Below are 16684 nucleotides of genomic sequence, written 5' to 3'. Positions count from 1 at the left end.
TTCACTATGACCAAGACGTCTAAGGCGAACAAGAAGAAGAACAAGAAGGACGACGGGACCGGCCGCAAGCTCATCGCCCAGCACAAGAAGGCGCGGCACGACTACCTCATCCTGGACACGTACGAATGCGGGCTGGTGCTGACCGGCACCGAGGTCAAGTCGCTGCGCCAGGGCCGGGCGTCCCTGGTCGACGGCTTCGTGCAGATCGACCGCGGCGAGGCGTGGCTGCACAACGTGCACATCCCGGAGTACGCCCAGGGCACGTGGACCAACCACAGCGCGCGCCGCAAGCGCAAGCTGCTGCTGCACCGTCTGGAGATCGACAAGCTGGAGTCGAAGTCGCAGGAGACCAGCCACACGATCGTGCCGCTGTCGCTGTACTTCAAGAACGGCCGTGCGAAGGTCGAGATCGCGCTCGCCAAGGGCAAGAAGGAGTACGACAAGCGGCAGACGCTGCGTGAGCAGCAGGACCGGCGCGAGGCGCACCGGGCGATCTCGGCGGCCAAGCGGCGCGAGCGGGCCTGACCGGGTGCCCGGCCCGCCGCCCCGGACAGGAATACGCTGGCATCGTGGCGCGTTGGTCACGTACGATGGGCTACGCACCGCACGCCGGTGCGGGCACCACCTTGAAAAAACAACATGGGGATGATCGGTTTCGACAGCGGATGTCGAAGCAGGGGAAGCGAGCCGAGGAAGCGGCAATGATCTCGTAAACCATATGTCGCAAAAAATAATCGCCAACACCAAGCGCGATTCCTTCGCCCTCGCTGCCTAAGTAGCGACTTGCGAAGTGTCAGCCCGGGGGTGTTCCCGACCCGGATCCTGGCATCAGCTAGGGAACTAAACTTCTAGGCCCGGTCACGGGGCCTGGAAGGAAATCACACAGTGACTGAGCCCGTCGGAGACGTGTCCGCGAGATCTCCGGGGCCGAGAAAATCGCAGCGGACTGCGCTCGGAGAAGCCCTGTTTCCGCACCGTTGGACGCGGGTTCGATTCCCGCCATCTCCACTCGACGGAGAACCGGAGGCCCCGGCCCCCGGACCCGTCACCCCATGTGAGGCGAAGGCCCCGCTGCCCAGGCAGCGGGGCCTTCGTCGTCGCGTGCCCCGGGCCTCAGGCCGGCCGCCGGGCGGCCCGTACGGCGTGCGCGGTGACGGCCGCGGTCAGGGCCAGGGCGGCCGCCGCGGCGGGCACGGTGTAGCCGGCGGCGGTTGCGGCGGGCAGGTGCTGCACGGCCCAGCCGCCGCCCGCCGAGCCCGCCGCGATGCCGGTCAGCAGCGCGGTGACGGCCAGCGTCATGCCCTCGTTCAGACGGCCGGCCGGTACCCGCGACTGGATCAGTCCCATCCCGGTGACCATGGTCGGCGCCGTGGCCATCCCGGCGAGCAGCAGGGCCGCCGCCAGGAGGGCCCCGCCGCCCGCGCCCGCCGCCGCGAACGGCAGCCACATCAGCGCGGCCATCGCGGTGACGCACCGTACGAAGCGGCGGTCCGCCGGTCCGGCCGGGCGCAGCACCCCGTACAGCAGGCCCGCCGCACAGGACCCGGCCGCCTGGAGGGCGAGCAGCGCGCCCGCCACGGCGCGCTGCCCGTGCGCGTCCGTGAAGCCGATCGTGACGACTTCCAGCGAGCCGAAGACCGCGCCGGTGGCGAGGAAGGTCAGCAGGAGGGGCAGCAGCGACGTCACCAGCCGTCCGGCGCCGTGGCGGGCGGACGTGGGCGCGACCGGCGGCTCCGTGCGGCGCTGGGCGGCGAACAGCAGCACACCCGTCAGCAGCAGCACCGCGCCGGTCAGTGTGCCCGCCTCCGGGAAGAGCCCGGTGCACAGGAAGGCCGCCAGCACCGGCCCGAGCATGAAGCACACCTCGTCCGCCGCCTGCTCGAAGGAGTTGGCGGTGTGCAGCGCGCGCGGGTCGTCCCGCAGGAGGTGGGCCCAGCGGGCACGCGCCATGCCGCCGGTGTTCGGTGTGGTGGCGGTGCAGGCGTACGCGGCGAACAGCGTCCAGGACGGCGCACCGAAGCGGACACACAGCAGCAGCGCCAGCGACCCGAGCACGGCCAGTGCCGTCGCGGGGACGGCGACCCTGGCCTGCCCGTACCGGTCGACCAGCCGCGCCGTCCACGGCCCGGCGACCGCCGTCGCCGCGAGGCCCGTCGCGGTGACCGCCCCGGCCAGCGCGTACGAGCCGCGCGACCCGGCGATCATCAGGATCGTGCTGACGCTGAACATGCCCATGGGCAGCCGGGCGAGGAGGTTGGCGGCGGTGAAGGCGCGGGTGCCGGGGACGGCGAAGATCCGTCCGTACGGCCCGAGTACGCGCCGGAGCGCGGCGGGGGAGCGGCGGCGACGCCGGCGGCGGACGGGCGGCGGAACGGGGCGGACGGGCGGGGCGGTCACGGGGCGGGCGGCGAGGAAGAGGATCACGTAACCACCGTCGCCGCGCGGGCTGTTCCCCGTCCAACACCTGAAGTGCCCGCATTCACGCGGCCCTGTTGTCAATGAGGTCGGCCCGTCCGGTCCCCGCACGCGCCGGTGGCACGATGTGCGCGTGTCCCGAGACCTCGACCCGCGCCTGCTCCGCGCCTTCACCGCCGTCGCCGACGAACTGCACTTCACCCGCGCCGCCGCCCGGCTGTACGTCGCCCAGCAGGCACTGAGCCGCGACATCCGGCGGCTGGAACGGGAGGTGGGCGCCGACCTCTTCGACCGTACGACGCGCCGGGTCGCCCTCACCGAGGACGGCGCCCGGCTGCTCCCGTACGCGCGCCGGGTGCTGGCCGCCCACGACGACCTGGCCGCCGCCTTCCGCACCCCCGACGACCGCCCGCTGCTGGTCGACGTCAGCGTCCCCGTCGGCACGGCGCACACCGTCCTGGAGGAAGCCCGCCGTCTGGCCCCCGCCTGCGAACTCGTCGCGCGTTTCCACAGCGGCCTGACCGGCGCGGCGGCCGAACTCGCCGCCGGGCGACTGGACGTGTCCTTCGGGCGCGTCGCCGGACTGCCCCCGGCCGTCCGGGCCCGCCTGGAGCACCAGCCCGTACGGTACGAGCCGATGGCCGTCCTGCTGGACGCGGACCACCCGCTGGCGGCCCGCCCCGCCGTCCCGCTGGCCGAGCTGGCGGGCGAGACCCTCTACGCCGGGGCCGGGAACCCGCACACCGCCGAGTGGACCGACCTCGCCGCGCGCCTCTTCGCCGGGCGGGACATCGCGATGGCGGCGCCGTTCCCGGAGATCGAGGGGCCGGCGGAGTTCATGCGGGTGGTACGCAAGCAGGGCTGGTCGGTGCTGGCCGGCGTGGAGTTCATCGATGTGCCCGGCATGGCGCTGCGGCCGGTCACCGACCCCGTGCCGCTCTCGCCGGTATCGCTGGTGTGGCGGCGCGGCCTGCGCCATGCGGGCCTGGACGCGCTGCGGTCGGCCTGCCGGGGACTGGCGGCCGAACGGGGGTGGCTGCGGTGGCCGGAGGGGGCGGTGTGGCTGCCGGAGGTGGACGCGGCGCTGATGGCGAACGGCCGGTGACTGCCGACGGCTGCCGAATTTTCGTCGTATAAGCAACCGGTAAGCGCTGGAATCCCTCCCTATGGGCGTCAGGAACCGTAGCCGGACATCGAGGGGGTCCCGTGCGCAAGCGCCCGCTGACCGTGGCAGCCCTGGCCGTGCTCGCCCTGAGCGGTGGCCTGGTTGCCTGTGACGAACCGCGTATGGACGCGCTGCACGCGAAATGCACGACCGAGGACCTGAAGTGGAAGGTCACGGTCCTGAAGAAGAAGGCGCGCAGCACGCACCGGGAAGGCCGGCTCTCGGCGGTCAACACCGGCTCCGGCAGATGCGTCTTCGGCGGCTACCCGGCCTTCCGGGTGTACCTCGGCAAGGGGCCCTTCGCGAACGGCGTGGGGCAGGGCCGGACGCGGCCGGTGGGCCTGCCCAGTGGCGGGCGCGTCGTGATCGATCTTCAGTACCGGGACCCCGCGGGCCGGCGGCCCGCTCCGGACGACTGCCGGATCACCAACGGCCACGCCGTGGCGGCGGCACCCCGCGACACCGGCGACGGCGCGATGGCGCCGATCCGGGACGAGAAGGGCCGGGAGACCGGCATGGACGTCTGCGGCGACGTGATCCGGATGGCACCGCCGCGGGCGGCGGCCGGCTGACCGGCCCGCGGACGGGCACCCGATGGCGTGGTGACGCGGGATCTCACCGGGGGACGGTCAGCAACGGCTGGTAGAGCCGGGTGTCGTCGGGCTCGCCCACGGGACGGCCGTCCACCGCCACCCACGCGTGGGCACGGAACGGCTCCGTACGGACACCGGTGCACCACTGGGGCCAGCGGCCGCGCAGGCGGCACAACAGGGCGGTCGCCACGGAGCGTGGCAGACAGCCGTTGCCCGCGCAGCGCATGCTGACCGTGACGACGGCGTGCCGGGCGCGCGCGGCCTCCGGCGCGGTGGCCGGGCGGGCGCCGCGCCGTACGGCCTCCAGCGCGCGGCACAGGGTGCGGGGGGAGCAGCGCGCCAGGAGGCGGGCCGCGGCGACGCAGCCGAGGGCGGCGCAGCGTTCCGCGAAGGACAGGCGCGCGGGCACGCCCAGGGCGACCGGGATGCTCACGAGGTCACCAGCTTCGCCGACCTGAGCGACTCCAGCAGGGCGACGGCGTCCGCGGCCACCCGGTCCGCCGCCGAGGGGTGGCGGTTGCGCAGCTCGTCGGCGGCGGACGCGCAGGTGCCGCCGGCGAGGAGGTGCTCCAGGACGAACGCGCCGGTGTTGTTCATCTGCCAGTAGCGGCCCGTACGGGCGTTGAGCAGCACCATGCCTCCGGGGGTGCGCACGCTGCTGACGTGGGGGGCGAGGGCGAACATCGGGTTCAGGCTCCTTCCGCGGCGGGAACGGTGGGGCGGGTGGGGACCGGGGCCTGCGTCTCCCGGAGGGAGCGCAGCCAGTACTCGGCCGCCAGGGTGGGGTCGAGGGGATGCAGGGTGTGCGCGAGCGGCTGGAGCGAGGTCAGGGCCGTCCGCAGTACCTCGGGCCGGATCAGGCCCAGCCCGGCCAGGTGGGAGTCGTCGCAGAGCGCGGACAGGGCCCGGCGGTGGCGGCGCAGGCCCGCGTAGACCTCGGCGCTGTGCTCGCCCTTGGTGGCCCGGGCCCGTACCGCGTCCGGCAGGACGCCGCGCATGGCCGCGCTGAGCAGGGGCTTGTACGAGCCGACCGCGACCTGGTCCACGAGGCGCACGGTCAGCGCGGCCTCGATGACGTTGTCGTCGAGGAAGGGCGCCTCGAAGGTGACGCCGTGCCGCGCGGTCAGGGCGGCCGCGCCGCGCACGATCTCCCCGGCGCGGGCGGCGGCCCGCAGCGTCTCGTGCTGGCAGCGCAGCGGCGCGAAGGGCTCGGGCTCCCCGGCGGCGGCGTCCCGCACCAGACGGCGCACCGTGGAGACCGCGTCCGGGTGCGCCCACGGCGGCATGGCCGGTACGACCTCCCAGTCGGCGCCGCTGTCCCCGGACCGCACACCGGGCACGATCCGGTCGGCGCAGGACTCCAGCCATTGCGGGTACGGCACGCCGCCGAACAGGGTGCGCAGGGTGTCCACCAGCGTCCAGCGGCCGAGGCGGCGGGCCGTGCACGCGCGCCGGGCGGCGGACCGGAAGTCCGTACGCGCCAGGGAGTTCAGCGCCACCGGTCGCGGGGAGAACAGTTCGTCGCCGCCGACGCCGACCAGATGCGTACGGGAGCCGCGGGCGGCGACGATGCGCGCCTGGTGGCTGAGCCGGGCGCTCTCCCGGATCACGGCGAGCGGGCCCGCCGGGTCGGTGTGCGCGGGCTGTGGGGGTGTGTACCAGGTGGGTGCGTCGGCGTACGGGAGGGGCAGATGCTCGGCGGAGCGGAGCAGGGCCGCGCCGTGGGCGCTCCACACGTTGTCGTCGTTGGCCTCGTCCCGGCACACCCAGGCCGTGGTGATCAGCCGGGTGTCCTCACGGGCGGCGAGGAAGCACAGGCTGGTGGAGTCCATGCCGCCGGAGAGGTCGGCACTGAGCGCCGGGCGGCGGGTGCGCACCCGTACCGCTTCGGTCAGCGCGTCCCGTACGGATTCGGCGGCGTCCTCCAGCCACAGGTCGGGCTGCGGGGGACGCCACCAGCGCGCCGTGCCGTGCCGCCCGTCGGCGCCCAGCGTCAGGCAGTGGCCCGGCGGTACGGCGTGCACCGCCCGCCAGGCGGGGCGCTGGGCGAGCGGGAAGGGCGCGAACGGGGCGAGCAGCCGCAGCGCCAGGCTCTCGTCGTCGACCGAGCCGAGGCCGGGGGCGCCGGTGGGCAGGCCGACGGCGGCCGCCTCGCGGGCCAGCGCGGCCAGGTCCTGCGGGTGGCTGCCGGCGACCGTGACGCCGTTGACGGTCGCGTGGTGGAGCTGGCGGACCGTCGACAGGCTGCCCTGGCACCGGATACGGGAGCCCATCGCGGCCAGCAGGAAGAAACTGCCGGGCAGTTCGCGCACCCGGGTGTCGAGGTCGTCCAGGCGGCGCAGGCGGCGCAGCATCCGGCCCAGGGTCCCGGCGTCGGCCGAGGTCGTGCCGAGCAGCAGCAGCCGGTCCGGCCCCGAACCGGCCGCGACGGCCTCCTCATCGGTCCAGTGCCCCATGACCCAGGGGCGTCCGGAGGGGTGGCGCACCGTGCGCACGGCGGGGTCGCGGCGCAGGTTCAGGCACAGCGGACCGGTCGCGGGATGGTCGGGGAAGACGACGAAATCCACGATGACTTACCACCCCTGGCGTGCGGTGCGGGCGTACGGCACATGGTCGGGTGCGGACGGGTGCCGGCAGATGCGGACAGGTCGTAGGCCGTAGGTGACAGGTGCTGGGCGGGCCGGGGTGTCGCGGGGCGGCCGGTACCGCGACGCGGCCGTCCGGCCGTGGTGGTGGGGGCGGCCCCTGCCGGGGCGGGCGGTGCGCGCCCGGGCAGGGACCGCCGGACCGGGGGCCGGCGCGGCCGGGGCCCGCAGGTCACCAGAAGGTGCTGTGCAGTCCGCCCCAGCTGTCGGAGAGTTCGCCGGTGAACCCGAGCGTCCGCTCGGCGAAGGCCCCTGCGTCGGCCAGCTCCGGTGCCTCGTACTCGGTCACTTCGTCACGTTCCTGTCCGTCCTGCATCGGCTGCGTCCCTTCCCGTGGTCACGACGCGGACACTCTTGGTGTTCGCGTGATTACTCAACGCATCCAAGGGAGATGTTGCCAAAGTCCATGCCCTCTGCCATTGCCCCTAACGAGTGACGTCGGGGGCGCACGGGGTGCATTGGCGTAACCTCCGGCGGTTGTGCGCCACCGGCGGGATCTTTGCTCACCGCGCGCTCCCGGAGGCGGTGAGCGCAAGGTTTCGCGGCGGTCACGCGCCGCCACAGAGAGGAAACGCGCCCTTCCTAGCGTCGCGGTACGGCGGCAACCGGGAGCTGGGAGGCGCGATGACGGACACCGACGCGAGGACGGGCACAGGAGCGGCCAAGGGCGGAGGGGCGGCGGCCCGCGCCCCCGTCCGGGGACCGGGCCGCTGGATCGAGCAATGGGACCCGGAGGACGAGACCTTCTGGCGGGACCACGGGCGGCGGATCGCCCGGCGCAACCTCGTGCTCTCCGTCGTCTGCGAGCACATCGGGTTCTCCGTCTGGAGCCTGTGGTCGGTGATGGTGCTGTTCATGGGGCCCGAGTACGGGATCGACGCGGCCGGGAAGTTCTTCCTGGTGGCGGTGCCGACGCTGGTGGGGGCGGTGCTGCGGGTGCCGTACACCTTCGCGGTGGCGCGGTTCGGCGGGCGCAACTGGACGGTGTTCAGCGCGGTGTTGCTGCTGATTCCCACCGCCGCCGCGGCGTCCGCGCTGCGGCCGGGCACCTCGTACACCGTCTTTCTGCTGGTCGCGGCGCTGGCAGGGGTCGGCGGCGGCAACTTCGCCTCGTCCATGACGAACATCAACTCCTTCTACCCGCTGCGGAAGAAGGGCTGGGCGCTCGGGGTCAACGCGGGTGGCGGCAACATCGGCGTCCCCGTCGTCCAGTTGCTGGGGCTGCTCGTGATCGCCACGGCCGGCGCGGCGCACCCGCGGCTCGTGCTCGCGGTCTACCTCCCGCTGATCGTGGCCGCGGCCGTGCTGGCGGCCCTGTTCATGGACAATCTGCGCCCGGTGCGCAACGACACGGGAGCGGCCAGGGATGCCGCCCGCGACCCGCACACCTGGATCGTCTCGCTCCTCTACGTCGGCACTTTCGGGTCGTTCATCGGCTACAGCTTCGCCTTCGGCCTGGTCCTGCAGACCCAGTTCGCGCGCACGCCCCTCCAGGCGGCGTCGCTGACCTTCCTCGGGCCGCTGCTCGGGTCCCTGGTGCGGCCGGTGGGCGGCCGGCTGGCGGACCGGTACGGCGGGGCCCGGATCACCCTGGCGAACTTCGCGGCGATGGCCCTGGCCACGGGCGTGGTGATCGTGGCGTCGGCGCGGCACTCGCTGGGGGTCTTCCTCGCCGGGTTCGTCGTCCTGTTCGTGCTCAGCGGCCTCGGCAACGGCTCCACGTACAAGATGATCCCCGGCATCTTCCAGGCCAAGGCGCTGGCGAAGGGCCTGACGGGCGAGGCGGCCGCGGCCCACGGGCGGCGGCTGTCCGGCGCGGCGATGGGGCTGATCGGCGCCGTCGGCGCGCTCGGCGGCCTCGGCGTCAACCTCGCCTTCCGCCAGGCGTTCCGGGCCGGGGGCTCCGGCACCCCGGCGTTCGTGGCCTTCCTCGGCTGTTACGCGCTGTGCTCCGCGGTGACCTGGGCGGTGTACCTGAGGCGTACGGCGGCCACCGCGGCCGTACGGGACCGGGAGGCGGCGGCGCCCGCGCTCGCGGAGGTGTGACGCGCGCCGCGCCGGGTGGCCGCGGCGGTCCGTAACCGCTGGGAAATACTGCGGGAGCGAGCCTGTCACCGGCGGTTGGCAGGCTCGGACCGCCACCGGTGCCCGGCGGCACCGGAGCCAGCACGAGCCAGGGACGGACCATGCACGAGGGCGAGCACGACGAGCGTCACGACGACGGCGCACGGGACAGCGCACCGGACGGCGCGCGGCAGCACGGCGACCCGGCCCGGGACGCCGCGCCGGACGCCACGGACGTACGGCCCCTGGACGGCTTCACCGTCGGGGTGACCGCCGCCCGCCGCGCCGAGGAGCTGGGCGCCCTGCTCGAACGGCGCGGCGCCCAGGTCCTGCACGCCCCCGCGCTGCGCATCGTGCCGCTGCCGGACGACGCGGAACTGCTCGCCGCCACCGAGGACCTGATCGGCCGGGCGCCGGACGTGGTGATCGCGACCACCGCGATCGGCTTCCGGGGCTGGATCGAGGCCGCCGAGGGCTGGGGGCTCGGCGCGGCGCTGCTCGCCCGGCTCGGCGCCGTCGAGCTGTTGGCCCGCGGCCCGAAGGTCAAGGGTGCGATCCGCGCGGCCGGGCTGACGGAGACGTGGTCGCCGCAGTCCGAGTCGCTGGCGGAGGTGCTGGACCGGCTGCTTGAGGAGGGCGTGCGCGGACGCCGGATCGCCCTCCAACTGCACGGCGAACCGCTGCCCGGCTTCGTGGAGTCGCTGCGGGCGGGCGGCGCCGAGGTGGTCGGCGTACCGGTCTACCGCTGGATGCCGCCCGCCGACATCGGCCCCGTCGACCGGCTGCTGGACGCGGCGGTCGGCCGCGCACTGGACGCGATCACGTTCACCAGCGCGCCGGCCGTCGCCTCGCTGCTGCGCCGCGCCGAGGAACGCGGCCTGCGGGACGGGCTGCTGGACGCGTTGCGCCGTGACGTGCTGCCCGCCTGCGTCGGGCCGGTCACCGCGCTGCCCCTCGAAGCGCACGAGGTGACCACGTACCAGCCCGAACGGTTCCGGCTCGGCCCGCTCGTCCAGCTCCTCTGCCGCGAACTGCCGGGCCGCGTGCGCCCGTTGACGGTCGCCGGACGGCGGGTGGAGATCCGCGGGCAGGCCGCCCTGGTGGACGGCGCGCTGCGGCCGGTGCCCCCGGCGGGGATGGCGCTGCTGCGGGCGCTGGCCCGCCGCCCCGGCTGGGTCGTCTCCCGCGCCGACCTGCTGCGCGCCCTGCCGGGAGCGGGGCGCGACGAGCACGCGGTGGAGACGGCGATGGCCCGGCTGCGGGGGGCGCTCGGCGCGCCCAAGCTGATCCAGACGGTGGTAAAGCGGGGGTACCGGCTGGCGCTCGACCCGCAGGTGGGGGCCAAGTACGGCGACGAGTGACGTACCGCGCCGTACGGCCGTCCCCGGGAGCCTCCCGGGAGGGCCGCGCTACGCGGGGTTCGTCACCCGGATCTTGGACTGGCCGTGCGGACGGGTCTCCCAGTCCTCCATGAACCTGGCCTCCAGCCCGTGTTTGCGGGCCAGCGCCAGCAGCGTCCCGGTGCGGTAGTAGAAGTCCTCGCGCAGCACCTGGTGCTCCGTGCCTTCGGTGCGGTCGAAGGTGAAGTCGAAGAACCCGCCGGGCGCCAGGATGCGGCCGACGTGCCGGAAGCACTCGTCGATCACGGACAGCGGCGAGTGCGAGAACACGCTGTGCGCGTGCACCACGTCGAAGTGCCGGTCCGGCAGGAAGTCGAAGGTCAGGTCCTGCGTGATCGTCAGGTGCGGGACCTTGTACTGGAGTTCGTAGGTGGCCAGGGTCTTCTTGGCGGCTATCAGGATGTCCGGCGAGATGTCGATGCCGTAGTAGTTGCCGGTGTCGAGGTGGGCGATGAAGCGCCAGCCGGCCCGCAGGTTGCCGCAGCCGATGTCCAGCATCCGCATGTCCGGCCGCAGCCCGTGTTCCATCAGATAGGTGAACTGCATCTCGCCCAGGGCCAGCCAGCGTTCGTGGCTGCGGCTGCCGACCGCGGCCTCCGGGTTGCGGCCGGCGTCGGAGGCCATCACGGCGCGGTAGTACGCGACGTGGTCCGGGTGTTTGAGGCGGAGCCAGGAGTCCCGGGCGGTGCGCCGGAGGTAGGGCGCGATCCGCGCCGGGTTGCTGACCGCGTAACGGACCTTGTGCGTCAGGCTGGAGCGGTTCTTGAGCAGGGTCTTGGCCGACATGATCCGGACTATACAACAGAGGTATACACGCGATGCATACACGTCATGTATACGGAAGGCGCGGCCCGGTGTGCGGCGGTGCCGAGGGTTACGGCCGGGGGCCGCGCCGGGCACTCTGATAGGGCAGAGGTTGTCTCCCAAGGAGTGACGGGCACATGGCGGCGCCTTTTGACCTGCGGTTCGACTGCGGGCGGATCTGCCTGGACCTGATGGCCACGACCGGCCGGTCCGCCGAACGGCTGGCCGGGCCCGAACAACTGGCGGCCTGGCTGGTGGGTGCGGGCGTCGTTCCCGGCAGTACCCAGCTCGGCGCCGTGGACCGCGGCTGGGTCGTACGCTTCCGGATGCTGCGCGAACTGCTGCGCCGCGTGGTCCACGACGAACTGTGCGGCCGGGCCGCCGACGGCGACCTGCGCCTGCTCAACGCGGCGGCCGCCGCCGCCCCGGTACCGCCCGACCGCGCCGTACGCGCCGACGACGGCGCCCTCGTCCGGACGCTCGCCGCGCCCCCCGACTGCGCCGGACTGCTGGCGGCGGTGGCCCGTGACGCCATAGGGATGCTGACCGACGGGGCGACCCGCGGCCGGCTGCGGCAGTGCGAGGGCGAGAGCTGCGCGCTGGTGTACCTGGACACCTCGCGCGGGCGGCGGCGCCGGTGGTGCTCCAGCGAGGTGTGCGGGAACCGGGAACGGGTGGCCCGCCACCGCCGGCGGGCGGTCAGCCGCGCGGGCCAGCAGGCCGCCGTGGGCGCTCAGGTGCAGCTCCCTGCCGTACGGACGGTGCCGACGAAAACGTGAGCGGCCCGCTGCGGCACCGCCCCGGACGCGCGGGAATCGCGCCGTACGGAGAGGGAAAGGGAGACCGTTCGGACCGCCCCCGCAGGGCATTTCGGACCCGCCGGCGGAGATGCCGGCCGTACCCCGCAGGGCGCCGCGCCCCGGCACCTTCCGGCGGAAAGCCGTCGCATGAACCGGGAAATGCGGGCGGGCCCTTCGCCGAACGCCCGTCCGCGCCCCCTGACCCCCGCCCCCGGCACGGGAATTCACCCGTCAGATGCTGAGCCGCGGCGCCCCGGCCCCCGTACTGCTGGCTGAAGGGGCCTTTACCCAGGCCCCGATCGGCCCGGAATGCGAGACGAGGGGGCGGACATGCGCGAGCCCGGTCGCGGACGGCAGATCGAGGTGATCGGCGGTGCGGAAGACGGCGGCAGTGACACCGGCGACGCGTGCGAGCGCTGATGGCCGTGCGCAGCGAATGTCCGATCCGCGCTATCGACCCGGGAGTTGGCGTGCGCGAGGATGCCGACGTGGCAGACAGTACGGCGCCGGACGAGGAGCTGATGCGGGCCCTGTACGAGGAGCACGCCGGCCCGCTGCTCGCCTTCGTGCTGCGCCTGGTCGCCGGGGACCGGCACCGGGCGGAGGACGTGGTGCAGGAGACCCTGCTGCGGGCCTGGCGCAACGCCGGCCAGTTGCAGCGCGCGACCGGTTCCGTCCGCCCCTGGCTGGTCACCGTCGCCCGGCGCATCGTCATCGACAGCCACCGCAGCCGTCAGGCACGTCCCCAGGAGGTCGACTCCGGCCCCCTGGAATCGATGCCGGCCGCCGACGAGATCGACCGGGCCCTGCGCCTGATGACGATCACCGAAGCGCTCGGCGACCTCAGTGCGGCCCATCGGGAGGCGTTGATAGAGACCTACTTCAAGGGGCGTACGGTCAATGAGGCGGCCGAAGTCCTCCGGGTACCGGCCGGAACCGTCCGGTCCCGGGTCTTCTACGCCCTGCGCTCCCTGAAGCTCTCGCTCGAAGAACGAGGAGTGACGGCGTGAAGCGGCCCGTGGAGCCCGTAGCACACACCGACGTCGGCGCCTACGCGCTGGGCGTCCTGGACGCCGACGAGGCGGCACGCTTCGAGGAGCACCTGGCGGGCTGCGGCCGGTGCGCCGCCGAACTGGACGGCCTGATGGGCCTGCCGCCGCTGCTCGCCGACGCCAGGGAGTCGGCGCCCGACCCGGAGGCGGTCACCCCGGTCCCCGGGCCGGGCGTCCTGGCGGGGCTGCTGGAGGAGGTCGGCGCGGTGCGCCGCACCCGCCGCAGGCGCCGCCTGTACCTGGTCGCCGCCGCTGCCGTACTGGTCGTCGGCGGTCCGCTGACCACGTACGCGCTGACCGCGGGGGACACCGCCGAGCCCCCGGAGCACCTGACGAGCTACGCCCGCACGATGTACGAGCACGGCGAGAAGGTCGGCACGGTCGACCCGGTGACCAAGGTCGCCGCCAGCGTCTCCATGGAGCGCAAGCCCTGGGGCACCCACGTCGCCCTCAAGCTGGCCAACGTCAAGGGCCCGCTCACCTGCGACCTGGTCGCGGTCGGCAAGAGCGGCGCGGAGCAGACCGTGACGACCTGGGCGGTGCCCCCGGGCGGCTACGGCCTCAAGGACGGCGCCGCCAAGTGGAACAAGGAGCCGCTCTACACCCACGGCGGTTCGGCGATGAACCGTTCCTACATCGACCGCTTCGAGGTCCGCACGCTCGACGGCAGGCGGCTGGCCGAGATCAAGGTGTGACCGGCCGCCCACCCTCAGAACGAGAGCGGCCCCGGCCCCCGGCCCCGGTGCCCGGCCGCCCGGTCGCCTCCGGACCGAGGCGTGACCGGGCGCCCGATCCCCCTCCCGAATAGTCGGAACCGCTGATTCCGCCCCGCCCGCCCGTCCGCGGTGCCCGGTTTGCGCCCGCCCGGTGGTGATTTCGTCCTTTGGGTCAGGTGCGCCCGGTGCCCGGTTCGCGTACGGTTGACGGCTGCCCTACGCACAGAAGAAGGGGGCCTGGGTGGCCGCGCAGAATGCCACGCACGCGCCGGACTCCGTCCACGACGCACAGCCGGACAGCACACGCGAACGCGAGATCGCTTCCGAACAGCAGCATCTCGACCGTGTCTACCAGCGGCTGGAGGAGAAGATCCACGAGGCCGAGTTCCTCATGGACGACGCCGCCAAACGCGGCCAGGTCGGCACGCCCGGCGCCCTCGCCGAGCGGGACGCCCAGGTCTTCCAGGCCGGCGCCCACCTGAACCGGCTCAACTCCGAGTACGAGGACTTCCTCTTCGGCCGGATCGACCTGCTCCTGGGCAAGGACGGCAAGAAGGGCCCGGACGGCGCGTACACCTCCGTCGAACCCGCCGACGGCGCGATCACCGACGGCCGCGCCGAGATCGCCGAGACCCTGCACATCGGCCGCCTCGGCGTGCTGGACGCCGACTACAGCCCGCTGGTCATCGACTGGCGCGCACCCGCCGCCGCCCCCTTCTACCGCGCCACCCCGGTCGCGCCCGGCCGCGTCGTACGCCGCCGGGTCATCCGCTCCAAGGGCCGCCGCGTCCTGGGCGTCGAGGACGACCTGATGCGCCCGGAGATCGCCGCGACGCTGGACGGCGAGGAGCTGCCCGCGGTCGGCGACGGCGCGCTGATGGCCGCCCTGGGGCGGGCCCGCAGCCACACGATGCGCGACATCGTCGCCTCCATCCAGGCCGAGCAGGACATGGTCATCCGGGCCCCCGCCGCCTCCGTCACCGAGGTCGAGGGCGGCCCCGGCACCGGCAAGACCGCGGTGGCGCTGCACCGTGCCGCCTACCTCCTCTACCAGGACCGCCGCCGCTACGCGGGCGGCATCCTCATCGTCTCCCCGACCCCGCTGCTCGTCGCGTACACCGAAGGCGTCCTGCCGTCCCTCGGCGAGGAGGGCCAGGTCGCCATCCGCGCGCTGGGCTCCCTGGTGGACGGCGCGGAAGCCACCGCGTACGACTCCCCGGCCGTCGCCCGCATCAAGGGCTCCAGCCGGATGCAGAAACTGCTGCGCAAGGCGGCGCGCGGGGCCCTGGAAATGGCCGGTACGGCGTCCGCGGGGGCCGCCGCCCAGGCGCCCGCCGACGGCCAGCTCGCCTTCGGCGAGGAGGACGAGGCGACAGCGGCCCCCGCCGGACCGCCGGACCGGCTGCGGGTGGTCGTCTTCGGCTCCCGCGTCGAACTGGACGCACGCGACCTGCACCGCATCCGGCACAACGCCCTCGGCGGCACCGCACCCGTCAACCTGCTGCGCCCGCGCGCCCGCCGCCTGATCCTGGACGCCCTCTGGTCCCGCTCCGGCGCGGCCAAGCGCTACACCGATCCCGAACTGGCCGCCGAGGCCCGCCAGGCGTTCGACGAGGACATCACCACCGAGCCGGACTTCCAGGACTTCCTCGACGCCTGGTGGCCGGAGCTGACCCCGCGCGGCGTGCTGGCCGCCATGGCCGACGAGCGCCGGCTCGGCCGCTGGGCGCGCCGGGTGCTCAACCAGCGCGAGGTGCGCAAGCTGGCCCGCTCGCTGAGCCGGCTGGACGACAAGGGGCAGGGGCCGCTGTCGGTCCACGACGTGGCACTGCTGGACGAGCTCCAGCTCATCCTCGGCGCGCCGCCCCGGCCCGCCCGGCCCCGCGAGGCCGACCCGCTGGACCAGCTCACCGGTCTGGAGGAGCTGAGGACGTACGGCGAGCGGATGTCCGGCGGCGGCCGCGGCAGACGCGAGCGGCTGGAGGAGGAGCGTACGGACTACGCCCACGTCATCGTCGACGAGGCGCAGGACCTGACGCCCATGCAGTGGCGGATGGTCGGCCGCCGCGGCCGGCACGCGACGTGGACGGTGGTCGGCGACCCGGCGCAGTCGTCCTGGTCCGATCCGGACGAGGCGGCCGTCGCCCGCGACGAGGCGCTGGGCACCCGTCCGCGCCGCCGTTTCACCCTCACCGTCAACTACCGCAACCCGGCGGAGATCGCGGAGCTGGCGGCGCGGGTGCTGGCGCTGGCCATGCCGGGCATGGAAGCGCCGGAGGCGGTCCGTTCCACGGGCCTGACGCCGCGTTTCGCGGTCGCCGACGAGAACGACCTGGCCGGTTCCGTCCGGGAGGCGGCCCGGCTGCTGCTGGACGAGGTGGACGGCACGGTCGGCGTCGTGGTGGCGATGGACCGCCGTGCGGAGGCCCGCCGCTGGCTGGCGGAGCTGGGCGACCGGGTGGTGGCGCTGGGCTCGCTGGAGGCCAAGGGCCTGGAGTACGACGCGACCCTGGTGGTCTCGCCCGCCGAGATCGCGGACGAGTCGCCGGCCGGGCTGCGGGTGCTGTACGTGGCGCTGACCCGGGCCACCCAGCAGCTGACCGTGCTGTCCGGGGCGCGCGACGAACCGGACGAGGACGGAGTCCCGGATCTTCTGAGGGACTGAGCGGCCGGGGCGTCCCCGGGCGTCCGCCGAACGGCGGTGCCCCGCCGCGAAAGAAGGTGGCGGGACGGGATTCGCTTCCAGGGATGGTTTGTTAGCCTTGGTGGTGGCACCGGCCCGATCCAAGCCCCCGGGCCCAACCATAGTCGCTACGAGCGACCACTTGCCGCGAGGCGAGCATGGCGGGTCGGTGTCACTGAACCACACGACGGGCGCCTCCCGGAGCAATCCGGGAGGCGCCCGTCGGCGTTCGCGCAGTGTTCATCCGCGCTTGCCGGTCAGGTCTTCCGTTCGACCAGACTCTCTCGTATGGTGGAAAATCCTTTCCGTAACGGGAGTCTGGTTACCGTGTACCGGCTGGTAGGTGG

Annotated in this window: 15 protein-coding genes and 1 other RNA gene; 10 read left to right on the top strand and 6 right to left on the bottom strand. The window is 73.8% G+C overall.

Annotated features, from left to right (window positions below; translation table 11 throughout):
* Positions 1–6: 6 nt before the first annotated feature.
* Complete coding sequence (gene smpB / locus ACZ4QV_RS08145) at positions 7–525, top strand: SsrA-binding protein SmpB (RefSeq protein ID WP_361144971.1); 519 nt, start codon at positions 7–9, stop codon at positions 523–525.
* A 116-nt stretch (positions 526–641) separates the two neighbouring features.
* Positions 642–1011: a transfer-messenger RNA gene (gene ssrA, locus ACZ4QV_RS08140) on the top strand.
* A 102-nt stretch (positions 1012–1113) separates the two neighbouring features.
* Here ssrA and ACZ4QV_RS08135 read toward each other — a convergent pair.
* A complete protein-coding gene (locus ACZ4QV_RS08135; protein ID WP_361585615.1) occupies positions 1114–2424 on the bottom strand; it encodes an MFS transporter in 1311 nt (436 codons plus the stop codon).
* A gap of 124 nt (positions 2425–2548) precedes the next feature.
* On the opposite strand from ACZ4QV_RS08135, the gene ACZ4QV_RS08130 reads away from it, so the two are divergent.
* Positions 2549–3520: a LysR family transcriptional regulator gene (locus ACZ4QV_RS08130; protein ID WP_361144965.1), complete on the top strand. Its 972-nt coding sequence runs from the start codon at positions 2549–2551 to the stop codon at positions 3518–3520.
* Between the two features lie 101 nt (positions 3521–3621).
* Positions 3622–4152: a DUF4232 domain-containing protein gene (locus ACZ4QV_RS08125; RefSeq protein WP_361619232.1), complete on the top strand. Its 531-nt coding sequence runs from the start codon at positions 3622–3624 to the stop codon at positions 4150–4152.
* Positions 4153–4195: 43 nt separating this feature from the next.
* On the opposite strand, the gene ACZ4QV_RS08120 is transcribed toward ACZ4QV_RS08125, so the two are convergent.
* The 4 genes from ACZ4QV_RS08120 to ACZ4QV_RS08105 form a co-directional block, all read right to left on the bottom strand.
* Positions 4196–4606: a lasso peptide biosynthesis B2 protein gene (locus ACZ4QV_RS08120; RefSeq protein WP_361144959.1), complete on the bottom strand. Its 411-nt coding sequence runs from the start codon at positions 4604–4606 to the stop codon at positions 4196–4198.
* Positions 4603–4857, bottom strand: coding sequence for a lasso peptide biosynthesis PqqD family chaperone (locus ACZ4QV_RS08115; protein ID WP_030025130.1), 255 nt, complete (start codon positions 4855–4857; stop codon positions 4603–4605). Before ACZ4QV_RS08115 ends, ACZ4QV_RS08120 begins: the two co-directional genes overlap by 4 nt.
* 5 nt (positions 4858–4862) lie before the next feature.
* Positions 4863–6740, bottom strand: coding sequence for an asparagine synthase-related protein (locus tag ACZ4QV_RS08110; RefSeq protein WP_361144956.1), 1878 nt, complete (start codon positions 6738–6740; stop codon positions 4863–4865).
* A gap of 250 nt (positions 6741–6990) precedes the next feature.
* Complete coding sequence (locus tag ACZ4QV_RS08105; RefSeq protein ID WP_361585607.1) at positions 6991–7134, bottom strand: lasso RiPP family leader peptide-containing protein; 144 nt, start codon at positions 7132–7134, stop codon at positions 6991–6993.
* Positions 7135–7442: 308 nt separating this feature from the next.
* Here ACZ4QV_RS08105 and ACZ4QV_RS08100 point away from each other — a divergent pair, with 308 nt between their 5' ends.
* Positions 7443–8864, top strand: a complete 1422-nt coding sequence (locus ACZ4QV_RS08100) for a nitrate/nitrite transporter (RefSeq protein ID WP_361585604.1) — start codon at positions 7443–7445, stop codon at positions 8862–8864.
* A 140-nt stretch (positions 8865–9004) separates the two neighbouring features.
* Positions 9005–10243 carry a uroporphyrinogen-III synthase gene (locus ACZ4QV_RS08095; protein WP_361585601.1) on the top strand — a complete coding sequence of 413 codons (1239 nt, stop codon included), beginning with the start codon at positions 9005–9007 and terminating at the stop codon, positions 10241–10243.
* Between the two features lie 48 nt (positions 10244–10291).
* Here ACZ4QV_RS08095 and ACZ4QV_RS08090 read toward each other — a convergent pair whose 3' ends face one another.
* Positions 10292–11068 carry a class I SAM-dependent methyltransferase gene (locus ACZ4QV_RS08090; protein ID WP_361585598.1) on the bottom strand — a complete coding sequence of 259 codons (777 nt, stop codon included), beginning with the start codon at positions 11066–11068 and terminating at the stop codon, positions 10292–10294.
* Between the two features lie 155 nt (positions 11069–11223).
* Between ACZ4QV_RS08090 and ACZ4QV_RS08085 the strand changes: the two genes are divergently transcribed.
* The 4 genes from ACZ4QV_RS08085 (at position 11224) to ACZ4QV_RS08070 (ending at position 16319) form a co-directional block, all read left to right on the top strand.
* Positions 11224–11865, top strand: coding sequence for a CGNR zinc finger domain-containing protein (locus ACZ4QV_RS08085; RefSeq protein WP_361144945.1), 642 nt, complete (start codon positions 11224–11226; stop codon positions 11863–11865).
* Between the two features lie 542 nt (positions 11866–12407).
* Positions 12408–12896 (top strand): sigma-70 family RNA polymerase sigma factor, encoded by a 489-nt coding sequence (locus ACZ4QV_RS08080; RefSeq protein ID WP_467762710.1) that lies wholly within the window; start codon positions 12408–12410, stop codon positions 12894–12896.
* Entirely contained in the window at positions 12893–13633 is a 741-nt protein-coding gene (locus tag ACZ4QV_RS08075; protein WP_361585594.1) for a zf-HC2 domain-containing protein, read from the top strand. The genes ACZ4QV_RS08080 and ACZ4QV_RS08075 overlap by 4 nt, the downstream gene beginning before the upstream one ends.
* Before the next feature lie 262 nt (positions 13634–13895).
* Positions 13896–16319 (top strand): HelD family protein, encoded by a 2424-nt coding sequence (locus tag ACZ4QV_RS08070; RefSeq protein ID WP_361144937.1) that lies wholly within the window; start codon positions 13896–13898, stop codon positions 16317–16319.
* The last annotated feature ends 365 nt before the right edge of the window (positions 16320–16684 follow it).

The organism is Streptomyces sp. NPDC026394 (genome assembly GCF_055567735.1).
Note: the sequence above shows the minus strand (reverse complement) of the source record. Positions and strands in the feature narration are given on the sequence as shown.

What these genes read in the sequence shown, in the direction of transcription:
- smpB (WP_361144971.1), top strand. Translation starts at nt 7, where the DNA reads ATGACCAAGACGTCTAAGGCGAACAAGAAGAAGAACAAGAAGGACGAC.
- ACZ4QV_RS08115 (WP_030025130.1), bottom strand. Translation starts at nt 4,857, where the DNA reads ATGTTCGCCCTCGCCCCCCACGTCAGCAGCGTGCGCACCCCCGGAGGC.
- ACZ4QV_RS08105 (WP_361585607.1), bottom strand. Translation starts at nt 7,134, where the DNA reads ATGCAGGACGGACAGGAACGTGACGAAGTGACCGAGTACGAGGCACCG.
- ACZ4QV_RS08100 (WP_361585604.1), top strand. Translation starts at nt 7,443, where the DNA reads ATGACGGACACCGACGCGAGGACGGGCACAGGAGCGGCCAAGGGCGGA.
- ACZ4QV_RS08095 (WP_361585601.1), top strand. Translation starts at nt 9,005, where the DNA reads ATGCACGAGGGCGAGCACGACGAGCGTCACGACGACGGCGCACGGGAC.
- ACZ4QV_RS08090 (WP_361585598.1), bottom strand. Translation starts at nt 11,068, where the DNA reads ATGTCGGCCAAGACCCTGCTCAAGAACCGCTCCAGCCTGACGCACAAG.
- ACZ4QV_RS08085 (WP_361144945.1), top strand. Translation starts at nt 11,224, where the DNA reads ATGGCGGCGCCTTTTGACCTGCGGTTCGACTGCGGGCGGATCTGCCTG.
- ACZ4QV_RS08080 (WP_467762710.1), top strand. Translation starts at nt 12,408, where the DNA reads ATGCGGGCCCTGTACGAGGAGCACGCCGGCCCGCTGCTCGCCTTCGTG.